This window comes from Cronbergia sp. UHCC 0137 (assembly GCF_034932285.1).
In the GTDB taxonomy this organism is placed as follows: Bacteria; Cyanobacteriota; Cyanobacteriia; order Cyanobacteriales; family Nostocaceae; genus Cronbergia.
The window spans coordinates 48,935-65,658 of record NZ_JAYGHC010000016.1 but is presented as its reverse complement, the minus strand read 5'-3'; the positions used below and the strand labels follow the sequence as shown (position 1 = coordinate 65,658).

18 protein-coding genes are annotated in these 16,724 nt (G+C 36.5%); 17 read left to right on the top strand and 1 reads right to left on the bottom strand.

What is annotated here, in order from left to right:
• The first annotated feature begins 59 nt into the window (after positions 1 to 59).
• From VB711_RS10180 to VB711_RS10170, 3 genes are all read left to right on the top strand, one after another.
• Entirely contained in the window at positions 60 to 1,295 is a 1,236-nt protein-coding gene (locus tag VB711_RS10180) for a DUF445 domain-containing protein (protein WP_323285800.1), read from the top strand.
• A 217-nt stretch (positions 1,296 to 1,512) separates the two neighbouring features.
• Complete coding sequence (locus VB711_RS10175) at positions 1,513 to 1,998, top strand: hypothetical protein (RefSeq protein ID WP_323285799.1); 486 nt, start codon at positions 1,513 to 1,515, stop codon at positions 1,996 to 1,998.
• Between the two features lie 357 nt (positions 1,999 to 2,355).
• Complete coding sequence (locus VB711_RS10170) at positions 2,356 to 6,210, top strand: PAS domain S-box protein (protein ID WP_323285798.1); 3,855 nt, start codon at positions 2,356 to 2,358, stop codon at positions 6,208 to 6,210.
• 167 nt (positions 6,211 to 6,377) lie between these two features.
• On the opposite strand, the gene VB711_RS10165 is transcribed toward VB711_RS10170, so the two are convergent.
• Positions 6,378 to 6,602, bottom strand: coding sequence for a HetP family heterocyst commitment protein (locus tag VB711_RS10165; protein ID WP_323285797.1), 225 nt, complete (start codon positions 6,600 to 6,602; stop codon positions 6,378 to 6,380).
• 223 nt (positions 6,603 to 6,825) lie between these two features.
• On the opposite strand from VB711_RS10165, the gene VB711_RS10160 reads away from it, so the two are divergent.
• From VB711_RS10160 to VB711_RS10095, 14 genes are all read left to right on the top strand, one after another.
• The gene (locus tag VB711_RS10160; RefSeq protein WP_323285796.1) at positions 6,826 to 7,269 is read left to right on the top strand and encodes a YidH family protein; all 444 of its coding nucleotides are present in this window, start codon (positions 6,826 to 6,828) and stop codon (positions 7,267 to 7,269) included.
• A gap of 326 nt (positions 7,270 to 7,595) precedes the next feature.
• Positions 7,596 to 11,159 carry a pyruvate:ferredoxin (flavodoxin) oxidoreductase gene (gene nifJ / locus VB711_RS10155; protein ID WP_323285795.1) on the top strand — a complete coding sequence of 1,188 codons (3,564 nt, stop codon included), beginning with the start codon at positions 7,596 to 7,598 and terminating at the stop codon, positions 11,157 to 11,159.
• A 180-nt stretch (positions 11,160 to 11,339) separates the two neighbouring features.
• Positions 11,340 to 11,582, top strand: coding sequence for a hypothetical protein (locus tag VB711_RS10150; protein ID WP_323285793.1), 243 nt, complete (start codon positions 11,340 to 11,342; stop codon positions 11,580 to 11,582).
• 17 nt (positions 11,583 to 11,599) lie between these two features.
• The gene (locus tag VB711_RS10145) at positions 11,600 to 11,677 is read left to right on the top strand and encodes a type II toxin-antitoxin system PemK/MazF family toxin (RefSeq protein WP_323285870.1); all 78 of its coding nucleotides are present in this window, start codon (positions 11,600 to 11,602) and stop codon (positions 11,675 to 11,677) included.
• 95 nt (positions 11,678 to 11,772) lie between these two features.
• On the top strand, positions 11,773 to 12,228 hold the full coding sequence (locus VB711_RS10140; protein ID WP_323285792.1) for a DUF29 domain-containing protein: 456 nt from the start codon (positions 11,773 to 11,775) through the stop codon (positions 12,226 to 12,228).
• 191 nt (positions 12,229 to 12,419) lie between these two features.
• A complete protein-coding gene (locus VB711_RS10135; RefSeq protein WP_416233573.1) occupies positions 12,420 to 12,668 on the top strand; it encodes a CopG family transcriptional regulator in 249 nt (82 codons plus the stop codon).
• Complete coding sequence (locus VB711_RS10130; protein ID WP_323285790.1) at positions 12,655 to 13,014, top strand: type II toxin-antitoxin system PemK/MazF family toxin; 360 nt, start codon at positions 12,655 to 12,657, stop codon at positions 13,012 to 13,014. The genes VB711_RS10135 and VB711_RS10130 overlap by 14 nt, the downstream gene beginning before the upstream one ends.
• A 292-nt stretch (positions 13,015 to 13,306) precedes the next feature.
• Positions 13,307 to 13,636 (top strand): hypothetical protein, encoded by a 330-nt coding sequence (locus VB711_RS10125; protein ID WP_323285789.1) that lies wholly within the window; start codon positions 13,307 to 13,309, stop codon positions 13,634 to 13,636.
• 6 nt (positions 13,637 to 13,642) lie between these two features.
• Positions 13,643 to 14,092 (top strand): nucleic acid-binding protein, encoded by a 450-nt coding sequence (locus VB711_RS10120; protein ID WP_323285788.1) that lies wholly within the window; start codon positions 13,643 to 13,645, stop codon positions 14,090 to 14,092.
• 228 nt (positions 14,093 to 14,320) lie between these two features.
• Positions 14,321 to 14,611, top strand: a complete 291-nt coding sequence (locus VB711_RS10115; protein WP_323285787.1) for a hypothetical protein — start codon at positions 14,321 to 14,323, stop codon at positions 14,609 to 14,611.
• Complete coding sequence (locus tag VB711_RS10110) at positions 14,608 to 14,790, top strand: hypothetical protein (RefSeq protein ID WP_323285786.1); 183 nt, start codon at positions 14,608 to 14,610, stop codon at positions 14,788 to 14,790. Before VB711_RS10115 ends, VB711_RS10110 begins: the two co-directional genes overlap by 4 nt.
• A gap of 63 nt (positions 14,791 to 14,853) precedes the next feature.
• Positions 14,854 to 15,048 (top strand): hypothetical protein, encoded by a 195-nt coding sequence (locus VB711_RS10105; protein WP_323285785.1) that lies wholly within the window; start codon positions 14,854 to 14,856, stop codon positions 15,046 to 15,048.
• 292 nt (positions 15,049 to 15,340) lie between these two features.
• On the top strand, positions 15,341 to 15,757 hold the full coding sequence (locus tag VB711_RS10100) for a XisH family protein (RefSeq protein WP_323285783.1): 417 nt from the start codon (positions 15,341 to 15,343) through the stop codon (positions 15,755 to 15,757).
• Entirely contained in the window at positions 15,745 to 16,086 is a 342-nt protein-coding gene (locus VB711_RS10095; RefSeq protein ID WP_323285782.1) for a XisI protein, read from the top strand. Before VB711_RS10100 ends, VB711_RS10095 begins: the two co-directional genes overlap by 13 nt.
• Positions 16,087 to 16,724 lie beyond the last annotated feature (638 nt).

Below are 16,724 nucleotides of genomic sequence, written 5' to 3'. Positions count from 1 at the left end.
ATTGAGAAATAATTGAGAAAAACCTATTACCTATTCCTTATTCCCTAATCCAAAATACTGTGGATTGGACTCATCTTTTACTTTATATCTTACCCCCGATCCTGGGTGGAATTATTGGCTATTTTACCAACGATATAGCCATCAAAATGCTGTTTCGTCCCTACCGGGCTATTTATATCTTGGGACGAAGAATACCATTTACTCCTGGATTAATTCCCCACAACCAGGAACGTTTAGCACAAAATATTTCTGATACGATCATGGGGTCCTTACTAACGCCAGACGAATTACAAAAACTGGCGCGCAGACTCCTGGAAACTGAACGAGTAGAAGGAGGTATTCTTTGGTTATTACAACTAGCGATCGAACAAATTCAAGGTGATAAAAACCAAAAAAGTGCGAAAGTTGTAGCGGGTATATTGCGGGATTTGTTAGGTGAATCCTTACCCCGATTACTGAAAGTATTAGCGCGACAAGAGAACTTTTTAGAAGCACAAATTAACCAAATTTTTGATAAAGTTCTACTAGAATTTCAACTGAGTGAAGAACAAGCCACCCGCATGGCTGATTGGTTGTTACAGGTAGTTTTACCACCGGATGTATTGAGACAGGTGATAGTCGATTTTTTAACAGATCGGACAATTCAAATTATTGATGAAAGCTTTCGGGAAAAGACCAGTGGAACTTACTGGGTAGTTGCTAATTTGTTTGGTTTAAGGAATACTCTGACTCGCTTACGGACATTTTGTTTAGATGAGAAAGAGGCTACTAATGAGCGATTACAAGAATTAATTCAAGTGCTACAAATGCGCGATCGCTTGAAAAAAATTCTGCAAAATCTATCTTTACAAAACCTACCAATTGGTACAGTCCGTCAACTACGAAAAACAACCAGAGAGAGTGTGCGCGAATATTTACAAACCAGTGGTAGCGACTTAATTGAGGGATTAACCGCATCAGCAGATTGGGAAAATATTGCTGTATTGCTATTAAACCGATTGAGTCAATCTCCTGTAGTTACCAGTTCCTTAGTAGTTGTTTCTCAAGAACTGGCCTTAATATTAGACAAGTATTTGGAAAGAGACTTAGAAGTAATAGTTGCTCAAATTATTCCCATTTTATCTATAGATAAAGTAATTGTAGAACGAGTGAAATCAACTTCACCGGCAGATTTAGAAGCAGCAATTGAGGGAATTGTTAAAAATGAATTACAAGCAATAGTAGCATTAGGAGGTATTTTAGGTGTAGTAGTAGGTTTATTCCAAACAGTGTTTTTACTAATAACCCAGAGGTGAGATATTTTTAACACCGACCTACTTATAGGACTCCTATTTGATTTTTAAACATACACGTAGGATGGGTATTGCCCACAATCTGCGGGTTTTGTAAGGCATAGCCCTACCTACAATACTTAGATTTATTTAGAAATAATTTAGGAATCCTATAGTTTATGACTTACAGAAAAATAGTTCCATTATTGGTTAATATTAATGGAATTTAACTGCTGTTGAAATGTTAATGTTTTTCTCAAGTAACTATAAAATTATTGCGACTGTCAGTTTGAGTATTGCTTTGTTAGTTGCTGGTTGTAGCGAGAATAAAGTTACTCAATGTCAACGATTGATTCAAGTAGTCAACGAAGGAACATCTTTAATTGATAACAATAAAGGTAAGCAGGTAACAACTAGCTTACAATTATCAAAGGACTTACAAACTGTGACTAAATCTATTGAAGAATTGAAATTAACAGATCCAAAACTGCAAGAATTTCAAAACAAATTTGTGAAGGTATTTGAGTCTCTTAGTCAATCTATTGCTAAAGCTTCTCAAGCGCTTAATACAGTCAAAACCGCAGAAGCCTCTCCATCTGGTAGAATAAAAATTCAAAAAGCTAGGACAGAAATTGACTCAGCACTAACACCAGCAGCCAAAACCACTGGTAAACAATCAGATATCTTAGGAGATCAGCTAAATAAATACTGTAGTCACTCAGAATAAAGTCTTGTTTCAGTAAAGCGATCGCTCTTTTTGTACTTGTATTAAAAAATGTAGTTCTCAAAAGGGCGATCGCTCTGATTGTATTTTTATTAAGAAAAAACAACTTTCATAACGAATATATATCAGATGATAGTCCTAATAAGCCTTTTATTCTCTAGGTTTTACCATTGGATTATAATTCAACCTCATGTATAAAATAATGAATAAGATTTTAAGTAAAGTTACTGTATTTTCTGATCAGATTTAATAGTATGATGACAAGCCTAAGACCAAAAGACAAACAATAGATATTATATTAGGCTTATATTTAGACCTGCTGAAAATAATTGATTGGCTTTTTTTACCAGTATTAACTTAATGAAGTTAGATCAAGTAATCGATCATAGTCCTTTAAAGATTAACCCTGATAGTTACCTAGTCGATGCTATTATCTTGATGAATCAAGAAGAAAGCAATCACTTTCAACTAGCTAATTGTCAAGAATCATTACTATTTAATACAGAGTTTCACAAAGTAAATAGCTGTGTTTTAGTTGTAGAAGAAACACATCTGTTAGGGATCTTGACAAGCAAAGATATTCTGAAAATAACAGCATTGGGGCTAGATTTATCTAAAACAAAAATAGCAGAGGTAATGACACCAAAACCTATTACCCTCACCCTAGTAGATTCGCAAGATATTTTTAGAGCCTTGTCTCTTTTGCAGCAACATCAAATTCACCATTTACCAATTGTGGATACTCAAGGACAAATACTAGGAATAGTTAGCGAAACTAGCTTATTGCGAACCTTAGATTTAGTGAAATTAATGGGGACAGCAGAAGCCTTAAAAGAATGTTTACAACAACCAAAAAATGAAATTAATCAAATCAATCAGCAAATAGAACCAGTAAGAGAAGAGATTAAAAATTATTTACAACAATGGATGAATGAACAAGGGTTTCAAGAGATGCAAGTTAACCAAGAACTGCATCTAACCCTAGAAGAACTGCAAACTACCGAAGAAGAACTGCGTCAACAAATCGAAAAACTTGCCTTTGCCAATGAGACTATAGAATTAGAGCGTCAGCGATACCAGGATTTATTTGAATTTGCACCTGATGGCTATTTAGTAACTAACATATCAGGAATTATTCAAGAAGTTAATCTTGCAGCAGCTTCATTATTAGCCATAGAGCAAATATATTTAATAGGGAAACAATTAGCGGTTTTTATTGCTGAACAAGACCGTGATAGTTTTAGGTGTCGGCTGAAAAATTTACATCAGTTAGAAGAGTGGGAACTTTGTCTCCAACCACGAAAAAACCCAGCCTTTCCTGCTAGAGTCAGAGTAGCACCAGTCTACGATACCCAAGGTCAAACAAAAGGTTGGCGTTGGTTAATATTTAACATTAGCAAGCGTAAACAAACAGAAGCAGCATTAATCCAAGCAAGTGAAGAATTGGAAAAACGGGTATTAATTAGGACAAAAGAATTAGTAACTGCTAATGAATTATTGCAAGCAGAAATTAGAGAACGGGAGCAGGTAGAACAGTCATTCCGCAATAGCGAAGGAAGGTTTCGTAAATTTGCTGAAAACACGTATTCATTAATTTGGATTTGTCCCCTAGATAATCCCGATATAGAGTTCTATATTAATCCTGCCTACGAGACAATTTGGGGTCGTTCTTCCCAAGAATTAAAGGAAAATATTAATTCCTGGGGAGAAGCAGTTCATATAGAAGATCGCGATCGCATACTAGGAAAATTAAATGAATCTCATCGCAATCACCAGCCCACAGATCAAGAATATAGAATTGTCAGACCTGATGGATCAATTCGCTGGGTCTGGTCTAGAACTTTTCCCATCTACAATGAAGAGCAAGAAGTTTACTGTTATGGTGGCATTGCTGAAGATATTAGTGAACGGAAACAGGCAGAAGAACTGCTGCGGGAAAGTGAAGCGCGACTGACTTTAGCCTTAGAATCTGCCCAGATGGGTATATGGGATTGGGATTTGTTGAATAATAATACACTCTGGTCTCCTAATATGAGTCCATTGTATGGTTTACCCATGGGTACATTATCTCCTAAAATTGACGATTTAGTTAATTTAATTCATCCTGAAGATCGAGAGAATTTTATTAAAACTGTTAATTCCACCATTGAAACAAGAAGTGAATTTACCTGCGAATATCGAGTGATTTGGACTGATGGTAATATACATTGGTTAAACAGTAAAGGAAAAGCCTATTACGATAAAACCGGCCAAGCAGTGCGGATGATTGGTACAACTAGAGATATATCTGAACGTAAACAAGGGGAAGCAGCGTTGCAAGAAAGCGAAGAACGCTATCGCTCAGTAGTATCCGCCATGGCAGAGGGGATTTTGGTATTTCAAGCTGATGGTACTATCATTACTTGTAATTTTACTGCTGAAGAAATTCTTGGCTTGACCAGTGAGCAGATGATTGGACACAATTACTATCACGAAAATTGGCAAATTGTTGATGAAAACGGTCATGTTTTTTTGCAAGATGATTTTCCAGCAATATTTACCTTACGCACAGGTCAATCATGTTCTAATGTAGTGATGGGAATTTACAACCCAAATGGCCAATTGGTCTGGATTTCCGTAAATTCTCAGCCGCTATTTTATGAAAATCAACCCAGTCCCTATGCAGTAGTTATATCCTTTTCTGATATTAGCGATCGCAAACAGGCACAGGAGAAAATTTATGAACAAGCTGCCCTCTTAGATATTGTTACCGATGCAATTTTTGTTCGAGACTTTGAAAATAGAATCTTATTTTGGAATCAAGCTGCCGAGAAAATATACGGTTGGCAAAATCAGGAAGTAATAGGGAAAAATATTAGAGAACTTATTCAATCGCCAATTTCGCTTCAACAAGAAGCAGAAGCACTCAGCGCAGTTATCAAGTATGGTACTTGGCAAGGTGAATTAAATAGACTCACTAAATGCGGCAAAGAATTAATTGTTGAAAGTAACTGTACATTGATGTTTCATCCTAATGGAGAACCCAAATCTATTCTAACCGTAGACAGTGACATTACAGAAACCAAACAACTCCAACAACAGCTTTTACGCTCCCAGAGAATAGAGAGTATTGGTACTTTAGCTGGTGGGATTGCCCACGATTTGAATAATATATTAACACCAATCTTAGGATCAGCCCAAGTCTTGAAAGGTAGATACAACCAAAGCCAAGAGCTTCATCAGGAAATGCTGACAATGATTGAAAGCAACGCTAAACGAGGTGCAGCTTTAGTTAAACAAGTTTTATCCTTTGCACGGGGATTAAAAGGAGAGCGTTCCATCATTCAAGTTAAACACTTGATTATGGAAGTGATGGAATTTGCTAAACAAACATTTCCCAAATCTATCGAATTTACAACAGAAATAGCAGACGACCTCTGGGCTATTTCCGGGGATGTAACTCAAATCCATCAAGTATTAATGAATTTAGTAGTTAATGCTCGAGATGCTATGCCAACAGGAGGAAATTTGATCATTTCGGCTAAAAATATCTTTATTGATCAAGCTTATATCCGCATGAATCTCGATGCCAAAGTTGGAAATTACATTCTAATTACTATTACAGATACCGGAATTGGGATGTCTCCAAAAATATTAGAGAGAATTTTCGAGCCATTTTTTACTACCAAAGAAGTGGGATCTGGAACAGGATTGGGGTTGTCAATGGTAGATGGTATTCTCAAAGAGCATCATGGTTTTGTAAAAGTTTCTAGTAAGGTGGGTCAAGGCAGCAAATTTGAGATATTTTTACCATCTATCGAAGCAACCCAAACTATAGAAATCGACAACTTAGAAATGCTCCAAGGTCAAGGAGAATTGATTTTAGTGGTAGATGATGAAATTCAAATTTGTAATGTCACAAAAATAATTTTAGAAGGACACAACTACCGAACCATCTTCGCTAATAATGGAATAGAAGCGATCGCTATGTATGCCCAACACAAACATAACATCAGCGCGGTGATCATGGATATGATCATGCCAGAAATGGATGGCGTTATAGCCATTCGCACTTTACAAAAAATCAATCCTCAAGTGAAAATTATAGCTTGCAGTGGATTAAATCTCACCGATTTATTAACTTCTAAAGGCGATATTAAAGTACAGGGAGTTTTATCAAAACCCTACACAGCTAAGGAATTATTGCAAAACTTAAATGACATACTTGAACATTAAGGTAACAGCTAACAGGGAGAAGTGGAGTCAATACTGTTCGGTTAAGCAAATTTGTGAGCCGAAAAACCATGTAGAGACGTTCCACGGAACGTCTCTACTCCTTAATTGAGAAGTATTGCTTCCCTAGCAATTTCAACCCCTGATATTTCCTATCCCGTGGGTAAGTCTTAGTTATGTGCCGAAGAATTAAAAAAGCGATTGTTCTCTTTAATTAAACGGCTGTAAGTGCGTTGGGGGATATAATGCAGAGGATTATAACCTATAAACTTTAAAATTAGTACGCAAGCCCAAGAATATCTACCATTACTAATAGCTTCAATTAGTTGGTGGAATTGCTCTGGAGTAATCGTGCTATGACAATTTTTATGTCCCGAAGAAATTTGGTAGTTCATGACTAACCCTTGATATTATTTACTTCACTAAAGGTCTATAAAACGCTCTTGTCCCTAGACAAAATAATACTGTTGTTTATGGTTCAGTTTAGCCACATTGGCATCTTTTAATCAGTAATATACAGTTTCCCAAGACATTTATAAATTCAGGAAATGCCTATTTGAATAGTGTCACAAGCAAGCTTTACAAAATGGCAAATAACAGATAAACAAATTTTATTTTATGAGTAGTAAATTGCCTAATATAGACCGTATAAGAGAACATCAAGCAAACGAGCGAACTTTTTTGGCTTGGTTGCGTACTTCTATTGCATTAATTGGCTTTGGTTTTGCGATCGCTAGATTTGGTTTATTTTTACGTCAAATTAATGTGGCTATTACACAACAAGAAACTACTGTAAACCCCTTAATTAATTCTGAAAATTTAGGAATCTTTTTAGTAATATTTGGTATTATTACCATTGGTTTAGCAGCATGGAGATATAATCAAGTTTTCTGGCAAATTGAACAAGGTGATTATCGACCTAAACGTTTACCAGTTTTGATTATGACTGGAGCAGTTATACTTTTTGGTTTGCTTAGTATTCCTTTACTCTTAATAAGAAATCAAACACCTCAGCGTCCGTCTTCTCCACCCAAACAAAATCAATCTATTCATATTCGTTAATCTAAACTCACCCGAACCTCTACCCTATTTGGAAAACAAAAACAACCTGAAATACTTATGAATACTTGATTATTTTTTTTGAGTACATTATTAATATCTAATAGATAGATGATAAAAACAAAGATGATAATATCTAAAATATTGGTTAGAACTCAAAATAATTCATAATTGAAAATTTTGAATTAATAAAACTGTAGAAAATATCACAAATTAACTTACTAATGGTAGTTATTTTTAATGCTTATCTTTTTGCACTATTACTTATTAATCTGAAGCACCCTCCAGAAAAAATTGAACCAACCAGAAAAGACACAGGTAGAACAATCATGAACAAATCTTTTGCTACTATTGATGGTAATGAAGCGGTTGCGCGTGTAGCATATAAATTGAATGAAGTAATTGCGATTTATCCTATTACTCCATCCTCAGCAATGGGAGAATGGGCTGATGCTTGGATGTCAGAAAATAAACCGAATCTTTGGGGTACTGTTCCCAGTGTCACCCAAATGCAAAGTGAAGGAGGGGCTGTTGCTGCGGTACATGGTGCATTACAAACAGGTGCATTAAGTACAACTTTCACCGCTTCTCAGGGATTATTATTAATGATTCCTAATCTCTACAAAATAGCTGGAGAATTAACGAGTGCGGTTGTTCATGTTGCAGCACGTTCTTTAGCTACACACGCTTTATCTATTTTCGGTGATCATAGTGATGTGATGGCTGCTAGGGCTACTGGTTTCGCTTTTTTGTGTTCGGCTTCTGTGCAGGAAAGTCAAGATTTTGCACTGATTTCTCATGCTGCAACTTTAGAAGCAAGAGTGCCATTTATGCACTTTTTTGATGGGTTTAGAACTTCCCACGAAGTACAGAAAGTTGAATTATTATCAGATGAAGATTTACAAGCTTTAATTCCTCAATCTCTCATATTTGCTCATCGTCAAAGGTGCTTAACACCAGATAGACCAGTATTACGAGGAACAGCCCAAAACCCCGACGTTTATTTTCAATCTCGTGAAGGTGTAAATCCTTATTATCATGCCTGTCCAGATATTGTCCAAAAGATTATGGATAAATTTGGAGAAAGAACAGGCAGATATTATAAACTTTATGAATATCATGGTGTACCAGATGCAGAACGAGTAATTGTGATTATGGGTTCTGGTTGTGAAACGGTACATGAAACGGTAGATTATCTTAACAGTCAAGGGGAAAAAGTAGGAGTGATTAAAGTACGACTTTATCGCCCTTTTGATGTTGCCAGATTTGTAGAAGCCTTACCGAATAGTGTCAAATTTATAGCTGTTCTTGATAGAACTAAAGAACCAGGAAGTGCTGGCGAACCATTATATTTAGATGTGGTGACAGCTATTTATGAAGGATGGAAAAAAACTACATTTCCTAAAATTGTGGGTGGTAGATATGGACTGTCTTCCAAAGAATTTACACCTGCAATGGTGAAGGGAATTTATGATCATCTTCACAAGACTGCACCGAAAAATCATTTTACCGTCGGTATTCATGATGATGTTAGTTTCACTTCTTTAGATTTTAACCCCAATTTCTCTACAGAACCGGAAAATGTTGTACGCGCAATGTTTTATGGTTTGGGTTCAGATGGTACAGTTGGTGCAAATAAAAACTCTATTAAAATTATCGGTGAAGGAACAGAAAATAACGCCCAAGGTTACTTTGTTTATGATTCCAAAAAATCGGGATCAATGACGGTTTCTCACCTGCGTTTCGGGGCTGAAAAAATTCGTTCAACTTACCTAATCAACCAAGCTAATTTTATTGGTTGTCATCATTGGGGATTTATTGAACAGATTGATATTTTAAAAGCTGCGACATCTGGGGCAACTTTGCTGTTAAATAGTCCTTATGATGCCGATGATGTGTGGCAACATTTACCGTTAAATGTCCAGCAGCAAATTATTGACAAAAATTTGAAAGTTTACACTATTAACGCTAGTCAAGTGGCGCGAAATAGTGGTATGGGTAGGAGAATTAATACTATCATGCAGGTGTGTTTCTTTACTTTGGCTGGAGTATTGCCAGAAAAAGAAGCAATTATCAAAATTAAACAAGCCATAGAAAAGACCTATGGTAAAAAAGGCGCTGAAGTCGTCCGCATGAATTTACAAGCGGTAGATAATACCCTAGAAAATTTGCATGAAGTAAGTAATCGGTCATTGGTAATAGGTAATAGGGAAGAAAACAAATTATCAATTCCCAAACCCGAATTTGTTGAGAAAGTTTTAGGTAAAATCATGTTATGGGAAGGGGATGATTTACCTGTAAGTGCCTTACCTGCTGATGGAACTTTCCCTAGTGGAACTGCAAAATGGGAAAAACGCAATGTTGCGGAAGAAATTCCGGTATGGGATGGGGATGTCTGCGTTCAGTGTGGTAAATGTGTGATGGTTTGTCCCCATAGTGCAATTCGTGGGAAGGCTTATCAAGCGGGTGAATTGGTGAATGCACCGATAAGTTTTAAGTCTGCTAACGCTAAAGACAAAGATTTCGCTAACCAGAAATTTACCATTCAAGTAGCACCAGAAGATTGTACAGGTTGCAGTATTTGTGTAAATGTGTGTCCAGCGAAAAACAAGGTAGAAGCGACCAAAAAAGCGATTAACATGAGTCCGCAGTTACCAATACGGGAACAGGAACGGGAAAACTGGGATTTCTTTTTAAATTTACCCAATCCTGACCGGAAAACGTTGAAATTAAATCAAATTCGCCAACAACAACTGCAAGAACCGTTGTTTGAATTTTCTGGTGCTTGTGCTGGGTGCGGAGAAACTCCCTACCTTAAATTATTAACACAATTATTTGGCGATCGCTCTCTGATTGCCAACGCCACCGGTTGTTCTTCTATCTACGGTGGAAACCTCCCCACGACCCCTTGGACTAAGAACAGCGACGGACGGGGACCAGCATGGTCTAATAGTTTATTTGAAGATAACGCTGAATTTGGTTTTGGTTATCGTCTTTCTCTGGACAAACAAACGGAATTTGCACAGGAACTACTGCAACAATTCAGAGGTGAGTTAGGGGATAATTTGGTTAATGGTATTCTCAAAGCCGAACAAAACAACGAAGCGGATATTTGGGAACAACGGGAACGAGTCGCAACCCTCAAACAAAAGCTAGATGAAATTCTGCATAATGTAGAAACCTTCCATGGAACTTCTCTACAAAAATCCAAAATCCAAAATCTCAAATCTCTCGCTGACTATCTTGTGAAAAAAACCGTTTGGATAGTTGGTGGTGATGGTTGGGCTTATGATATTGACTTTGGTGGAATTGATCATGTCTTAGCTAGTGGTAAAAATGTGAATATCCTAGTTATGGACACAGAAGTTTATTCTAACACAGGCGGGCAATCTTCTAAAGCAACTCCCAAAGCCGCAGTTGCGAAATATGCGACTGGTGGAAAACCAGCACCAAAGAAAGATTTAGGTTTAATGGCGATGACTTATGGTAATGTTTATGTGGCGAGTGTGGCGTTAGGTGCGCGAGATGAACATACACTCAAAGCATTTTTAGAAGCCGAAGCTTTTGATGGACCATCATTGATTATTGCCTACAGTCATTGTATTGCTCACGGTATTGATATGACCACCGGTTTACATCAGCAAAAGGCTTTAGTAGACGCAGGAAGATGGTTGTTATATCGCTATAATCCGGCATTACAAACACAGGGTAAAAATCCCTTACAATTGGATATGAAAGCGCCTTCTGAATCGGTAGAAAAGTCAATGTATCAAGAGAATCGATTTAAGATGTTGACGAAGAGTAAACCGGAAGTTGCAAAGTTATTGCTAGAACAAGCACAAGCTGAAGTTAATGCCCGTTGGGAAATGTATCAATATTTGGCTAACAGGTAATAGGTAATAGGTAATTGGTAATTGGTAATTTTTAGCAAATTGTACAAAATTTAAGTTTTTGAGCGTTAGTGGAGCGATCGCACCCCTTCAACTCCCCAAATAGCGAACTGACAAAAGCCCTCCGAACACATATCTTACTTAAATTGTGATATAGTTAATCAATTGAGAGATTGAGTTAATATGGAAACGCAAGTAATTCTTGAATCTTTGCCAAAACTCAGTATAAATGAACGCTTAAAAATAGCTAAATTTGCTTTACAATTGGTTAATGAACAACAAGAATTTTTAACAAAAGAACAACAAAAGTACCAATTAGCATTAGCAGCAATTACAGCTATTGCAGATTATATACCCAATGGTGAATTAACTGTTTTCTCTGATTTAGACTCAGAAGATTTTTATAACTATCTAGATGAAAATTAACATAACTTGTAAAACTTATGTATAGAGGTGAAGTCTGGTTAGTTAATTTAGATCCAACTGTAGGCACGGAAATTAGTAAAAAACGTCCTTATTAAATCAACATAATGAAATATTGATAATGGTTTTGTGGTTCATTTGGTAGTTAATGGAAAACTTGACCTGTACAAATCAATCAAACCAGGAGAAGATTATGATCCATCAATCTGTTACTAAAGGTAGTAATCTTTATGCACAAGATCATAACTTGTGGTTAGAAAAAACTGCTTATTTATTAAAAAGTAAAAATTTTTCAGAATTAGAATTAGAAAATTTAATTGAAGAAATTGAAAGTATGGGAAGAAACGAGAAAAATTCTTTAAGAAGTAATCTTAGAGTGCTGATTATGCACCTTCTTAAATACAAATTTCAACCCCAAAACCGCTCTAATAGCTGGCTATATACAATCTATGAACATCGTCAAAGATTGCAAGAAGCATTTTTAGATAGTCTTAGTTTAAAAAGCTATTATATCGAAGTTTTTGATACTTGTTACCAACACGCTCGCAAAGAAGCAGCGATTGAAACTGGACTTCCTTTGTCTATTTTTCCTCAAGAGTGTCCTTTTTCTGTTGATGAAATCTTAGATGCTGATTTCTTCCCTGTCTAATTATAATTATTATTGTGTGAGATCGCAAACCACTCCGCAGAAATCGCACTCCTCAACTTCCCAACAGCGAATTGACAAAAGCCCTCCGGGCATCCAAGAAACAGCGCTTGCGCTATCACACTTCCTCAACTTCCTAAAATCTCTTTTTACCTCACGCAATGTCAAAAAAAATGGTATGATGAACTGGTAAGATGAATGAGTCATACATAATGATGAAAGTCACAATTACTTTAGAAGAAGACATTCTCCAATTTATTGATCAACAAGCAAAAGGTAATCGTAGTGCTTATATTAATGCAGTATTAGCAGAACAAAGACGCAAAATTTTAGAGACTGAAATAATTGCAGCACTCCAAGAAGATGCGAAAGATTTAGAATATCAAAATGAGATTTCTGCTTGGGATAATGTCGCTGGAGATGGTATTAATGCCAGAGAGTAATTTAACTTATAAACGGGGAGAAATTCGCTGGGTAAATCTTGACCCAACTGTGGGAGCAGAAGCACAAAAAATCCGTGCTTGTTTAATAGTTCAAAATGATATTATGAATCAATATGGATTATTAACAATTGTAATGCCATTTCGGCCAGGAAGTAAGCAAGCTCCCTATATTGTCAATGTAAAAGCAACAGCAACTAATGGATTAGATAAAGATCGTTTTATTGATGTTGCTCAGATTCGTTCTGTAGATTATCGTCGGGTTTTGGGGTTAGTGGGGATTTTAGAAGATGAATATTGGGAAGAAATTCGCACTGCGTTAGATGTGGTTTTGGCTTTTGGGGTTTAAGTTGAGCGATCGCACTCCCTCACCCTCCAAAAAGCGAACTGATAAAAGCCCTCCGGGCATCCAAGAAACAGTGCTTGCGCTATCGCACTCCCCTCAAATTCCCAAACATCTCTTTTTAACGAACCACAGAGACACAGAGAACACAGAGTAAGAGCGATACCTTCTCCTATCGGAGACACTACGTGAACGGTCAGCTTCGCTATCGCACTCCCTAAACTTCCCAACAGCGATACCTTCAGTTTTTAAATCTGATATACTGATAATATAGAAAAATAATCAAATCTAGAATTTTATGATTAACAATCACCAATCCATTGCAGCTAAATCATCAGCAAAATCCCGCAATGATTTATTACTAGAAATTGAACATACTCCAGAAGAATACATACCCGAATTATTACAAATTGTCCGGTTATTTCGTCAGAGTGTGACGATGAAACAGTCATTCTTAAAAAACTGGGAAAATGCCATTAATGAAATCAATGAAAGTGATACAACTAAAAAAGAACATAGAAAAACTAATATTAAAAGATTATTCGAGTCATGGAATGAATCAGATGATCAACAAGAACAACAAGAAAATTTAGAAATTATTGAATCAATGAATGGTATTTCAATTTAAAATAAAATGAGTAAGGTTATTGTTTTAGATTCTGCACCTGTGGGATTAATTACTAATCCTAAAGCGAACCCTTTAGCTCTACAATGTCAAGAATGGTTTTATAGTCTTTTTGAAAGAGGTTATGAAGTAATTTTACCAGAAATTATAGATTATGAAATTAGACGGGAATTATTAAGAGCAAATAAGTTATCAGGGATTAGAAAACTGAATCAACTAAAATCAGAAATTATTTATCTTCCTATTACCACAGAAGTAATGTTAAAAGCAGCAGAATTATGGGCTGAGGTGAGAAATCAAGGTAAATCTACAGCCGATAATAAGGCTTTAGATGGTGATGTTATTTTAGCTGCTCAATCTATTTTAGTTGCTAATTATGGAAATGAGGTAATTATTGCCACGAGTAATAAAAAGCATCTTTCTCTTTTTATTGATGCTAGAGAATGGGGAGAAATTTAGAGAATGAACTGATCACAAAGCGATCGCCTACAATCATCTATAATCAGCCTTTACTTAAAAAATACTATACACGGTCAGGGCGATCGCACCCCCTCAACTTCCCAAACAGAGATCGCACTTCTTCAACCCCCCAAAAGCAATACCTTCGGTGTTTAAATCTGATATACTGTTAATAGATCAAATTAATCATCAGTTTTACTTGATATTAATTAACTAGAATCTAAGAATATGAAAAAACATAAAACTATACAGCTACAATTGAAACCAGAAATAGAAGCTCGTCTGATTACCCAAGCTTCTAAACAAGGTTTATCAATTGAATCTTATCTTGAATCTTTAATTGAAGATAATTTGAAAAATCAAGAAGAAATATCTTTCTCTCAAGTAACAACTGAGGAAGATTGGGAAACAGCACTCATGAATTTAATCAATAGTCCTACTTTTGCTCTAGCACCACCACTTTCAGATGCAGCTATTAGTCGAGATACTATTTATACCAGAGAAGATGAAATGTTATGAAATATCTGGTAGATACTAATATTTTACTGCGTTTGGTACAAAAAAATAGTCCCATGCACCTTGATACTCAAAGGGCAATTTTAACGCTCAAAAAGCAAGGTAATTTTTTATGTATTATTCCACAAAATATAATTGAATTTTGGGCTGTTGCGACAAGATCTCTTGATAAAAATGGCTGAGGTTTATCTATAACTCAAGCTGAAGAAGAAAGCGAAAAACTTAAAAAGATATTTGTATTGGAATTGGATACACCACAAATTTTTACTGAGTGGGAATCTCTGGTTATTAAACATCAAGTGATGGGAAAACAGGTGCATGATGCACGTTTAGCTGCGGCTATGGTAGCTCATAATATTACACATTTATTAACATTTAATGTTGATGATTTTAAACGGTTTTCGGTTATTGTAGTTGTTGATCCACGGAGTATTGTTTAATCATATTAGAAGAGCGATGGCTTACCCGCCCACCGTAGGTGATCGCACTCCTCAACTCCCCCAAAAGCGAACTGACAAAAGCCCTCCGGGCATCCAAGAAACAGCGCTTGCGCTATCGCACTCCCTAAACTTCCCAAACAGCGAACTGACAAGTCAGAGCTTCGCTATCGCACCCCTTCAACCCCCCAAACAGCGATTCCTACGGAGTGCTTCGCTAAAACCTGAGTATATAATATAATTATACTATTAAGATTAATTAGTGTTTACTCAATATTATATTATCAAGAAAACAATGCCAGCAAAAGATATTTACCATGATGCCGTTAAAAACGCTTTAATTAACGATGGTTGGACAATTACGGATGACCCTTATAAAATCAAGTATAAAGATGCTGAATTGTTTGCCGATTTATCCGCAGAAAAACCGATTGCGGCCGAACAAAATGGACGCAAAATAGTTGTTGAAATCAAGAGTTTTCTTAGTCCTTCTCCCATGAGAGATTTTGAACTCGCTTTAGGGCAATATATTTTATATCGTAATTTAATTAACCTCACAGAACCAGACTATACAATTTATTTAGCTATTAAAGAAAGTACATACGAAAACTTTTTTACCAGAGATTCAATCAAAGAGATTGTCCAATTAAATCAAATTTTGATGATTGTAGTTAATGTAGAAAAAGAGGAAATATTACAATGGATAAACTAGAACAATATCAAATAGCAATTAAACAAGTTCTCACAGAATATCATAACTGGGTTTCTGGTGCAGCAAATTTAACTGATGAAAGTTGTTTGATTTTTGATGATAATAATCATCACTATATTTGGGGTTTTTTGGGTTGGGATGGGAAAAAAAGAACAAATAATATCCAAGTTAATGTCAGAATTAAAAATGATAAAATTTGGATAGAAGAAGATTGGACTGAAGAGGGAATAGCTAATGAGTTAATGAAGTTAGGTATTTCTAATCTTGATATTGTTTTAGCCTTTCACCCTCCTGAAGAAAGGAAATATACTGCATTTGCTACTGCTTAAATATTATAGCGATTCCTACGGAGTGATCCCACCCCTTCAACTTCCCAAATAGCAAACTGACAAAAGCCCTCCGGGCATCCAAGAAACAGCGCTTGCGCTATCGCACCTCCTGAACTCCCAAACAGCGATGGCGTAACCGCCCACCGGAGGTGATCGCACCCCCTCAACTCCCCAAATAGCGAACTGACAACTCAGCGCTTCGCTATCGCACCCCCTCCAACCTCCCAATACCCTTTTTTAACGAACCACAGAGACACAGAGAACACAGAGTAAAAGCGATACCTTCGGTCAGCTTCGCTATCGCACCCCCTCCAACCTCCCAATACCCTTTTTTAACGAACCACAGAGACACAGAGAACACAGAGTAAGAGCGATACCTTCGGTCAGCTTCGCTATCGCACTCCCTAAACTTCCCAACAGCGAACTGACAAGTCAGCGCTTCGCTATCGCACCCCCTCAACCTCCCAATACCCTTTTTTAACGAACCACAGAGACACAGAGAACACAGAGTAAGAGCGATCGCACTCTCTCCAACTTCCTAAAAGCGATCGCATCCCTTCAAATTCCCAACAGCGATCGCACTCCTTACAACTTCCCAAACAGCGATCGCACTCCCCTCAAATTCCCAAACAGCGATC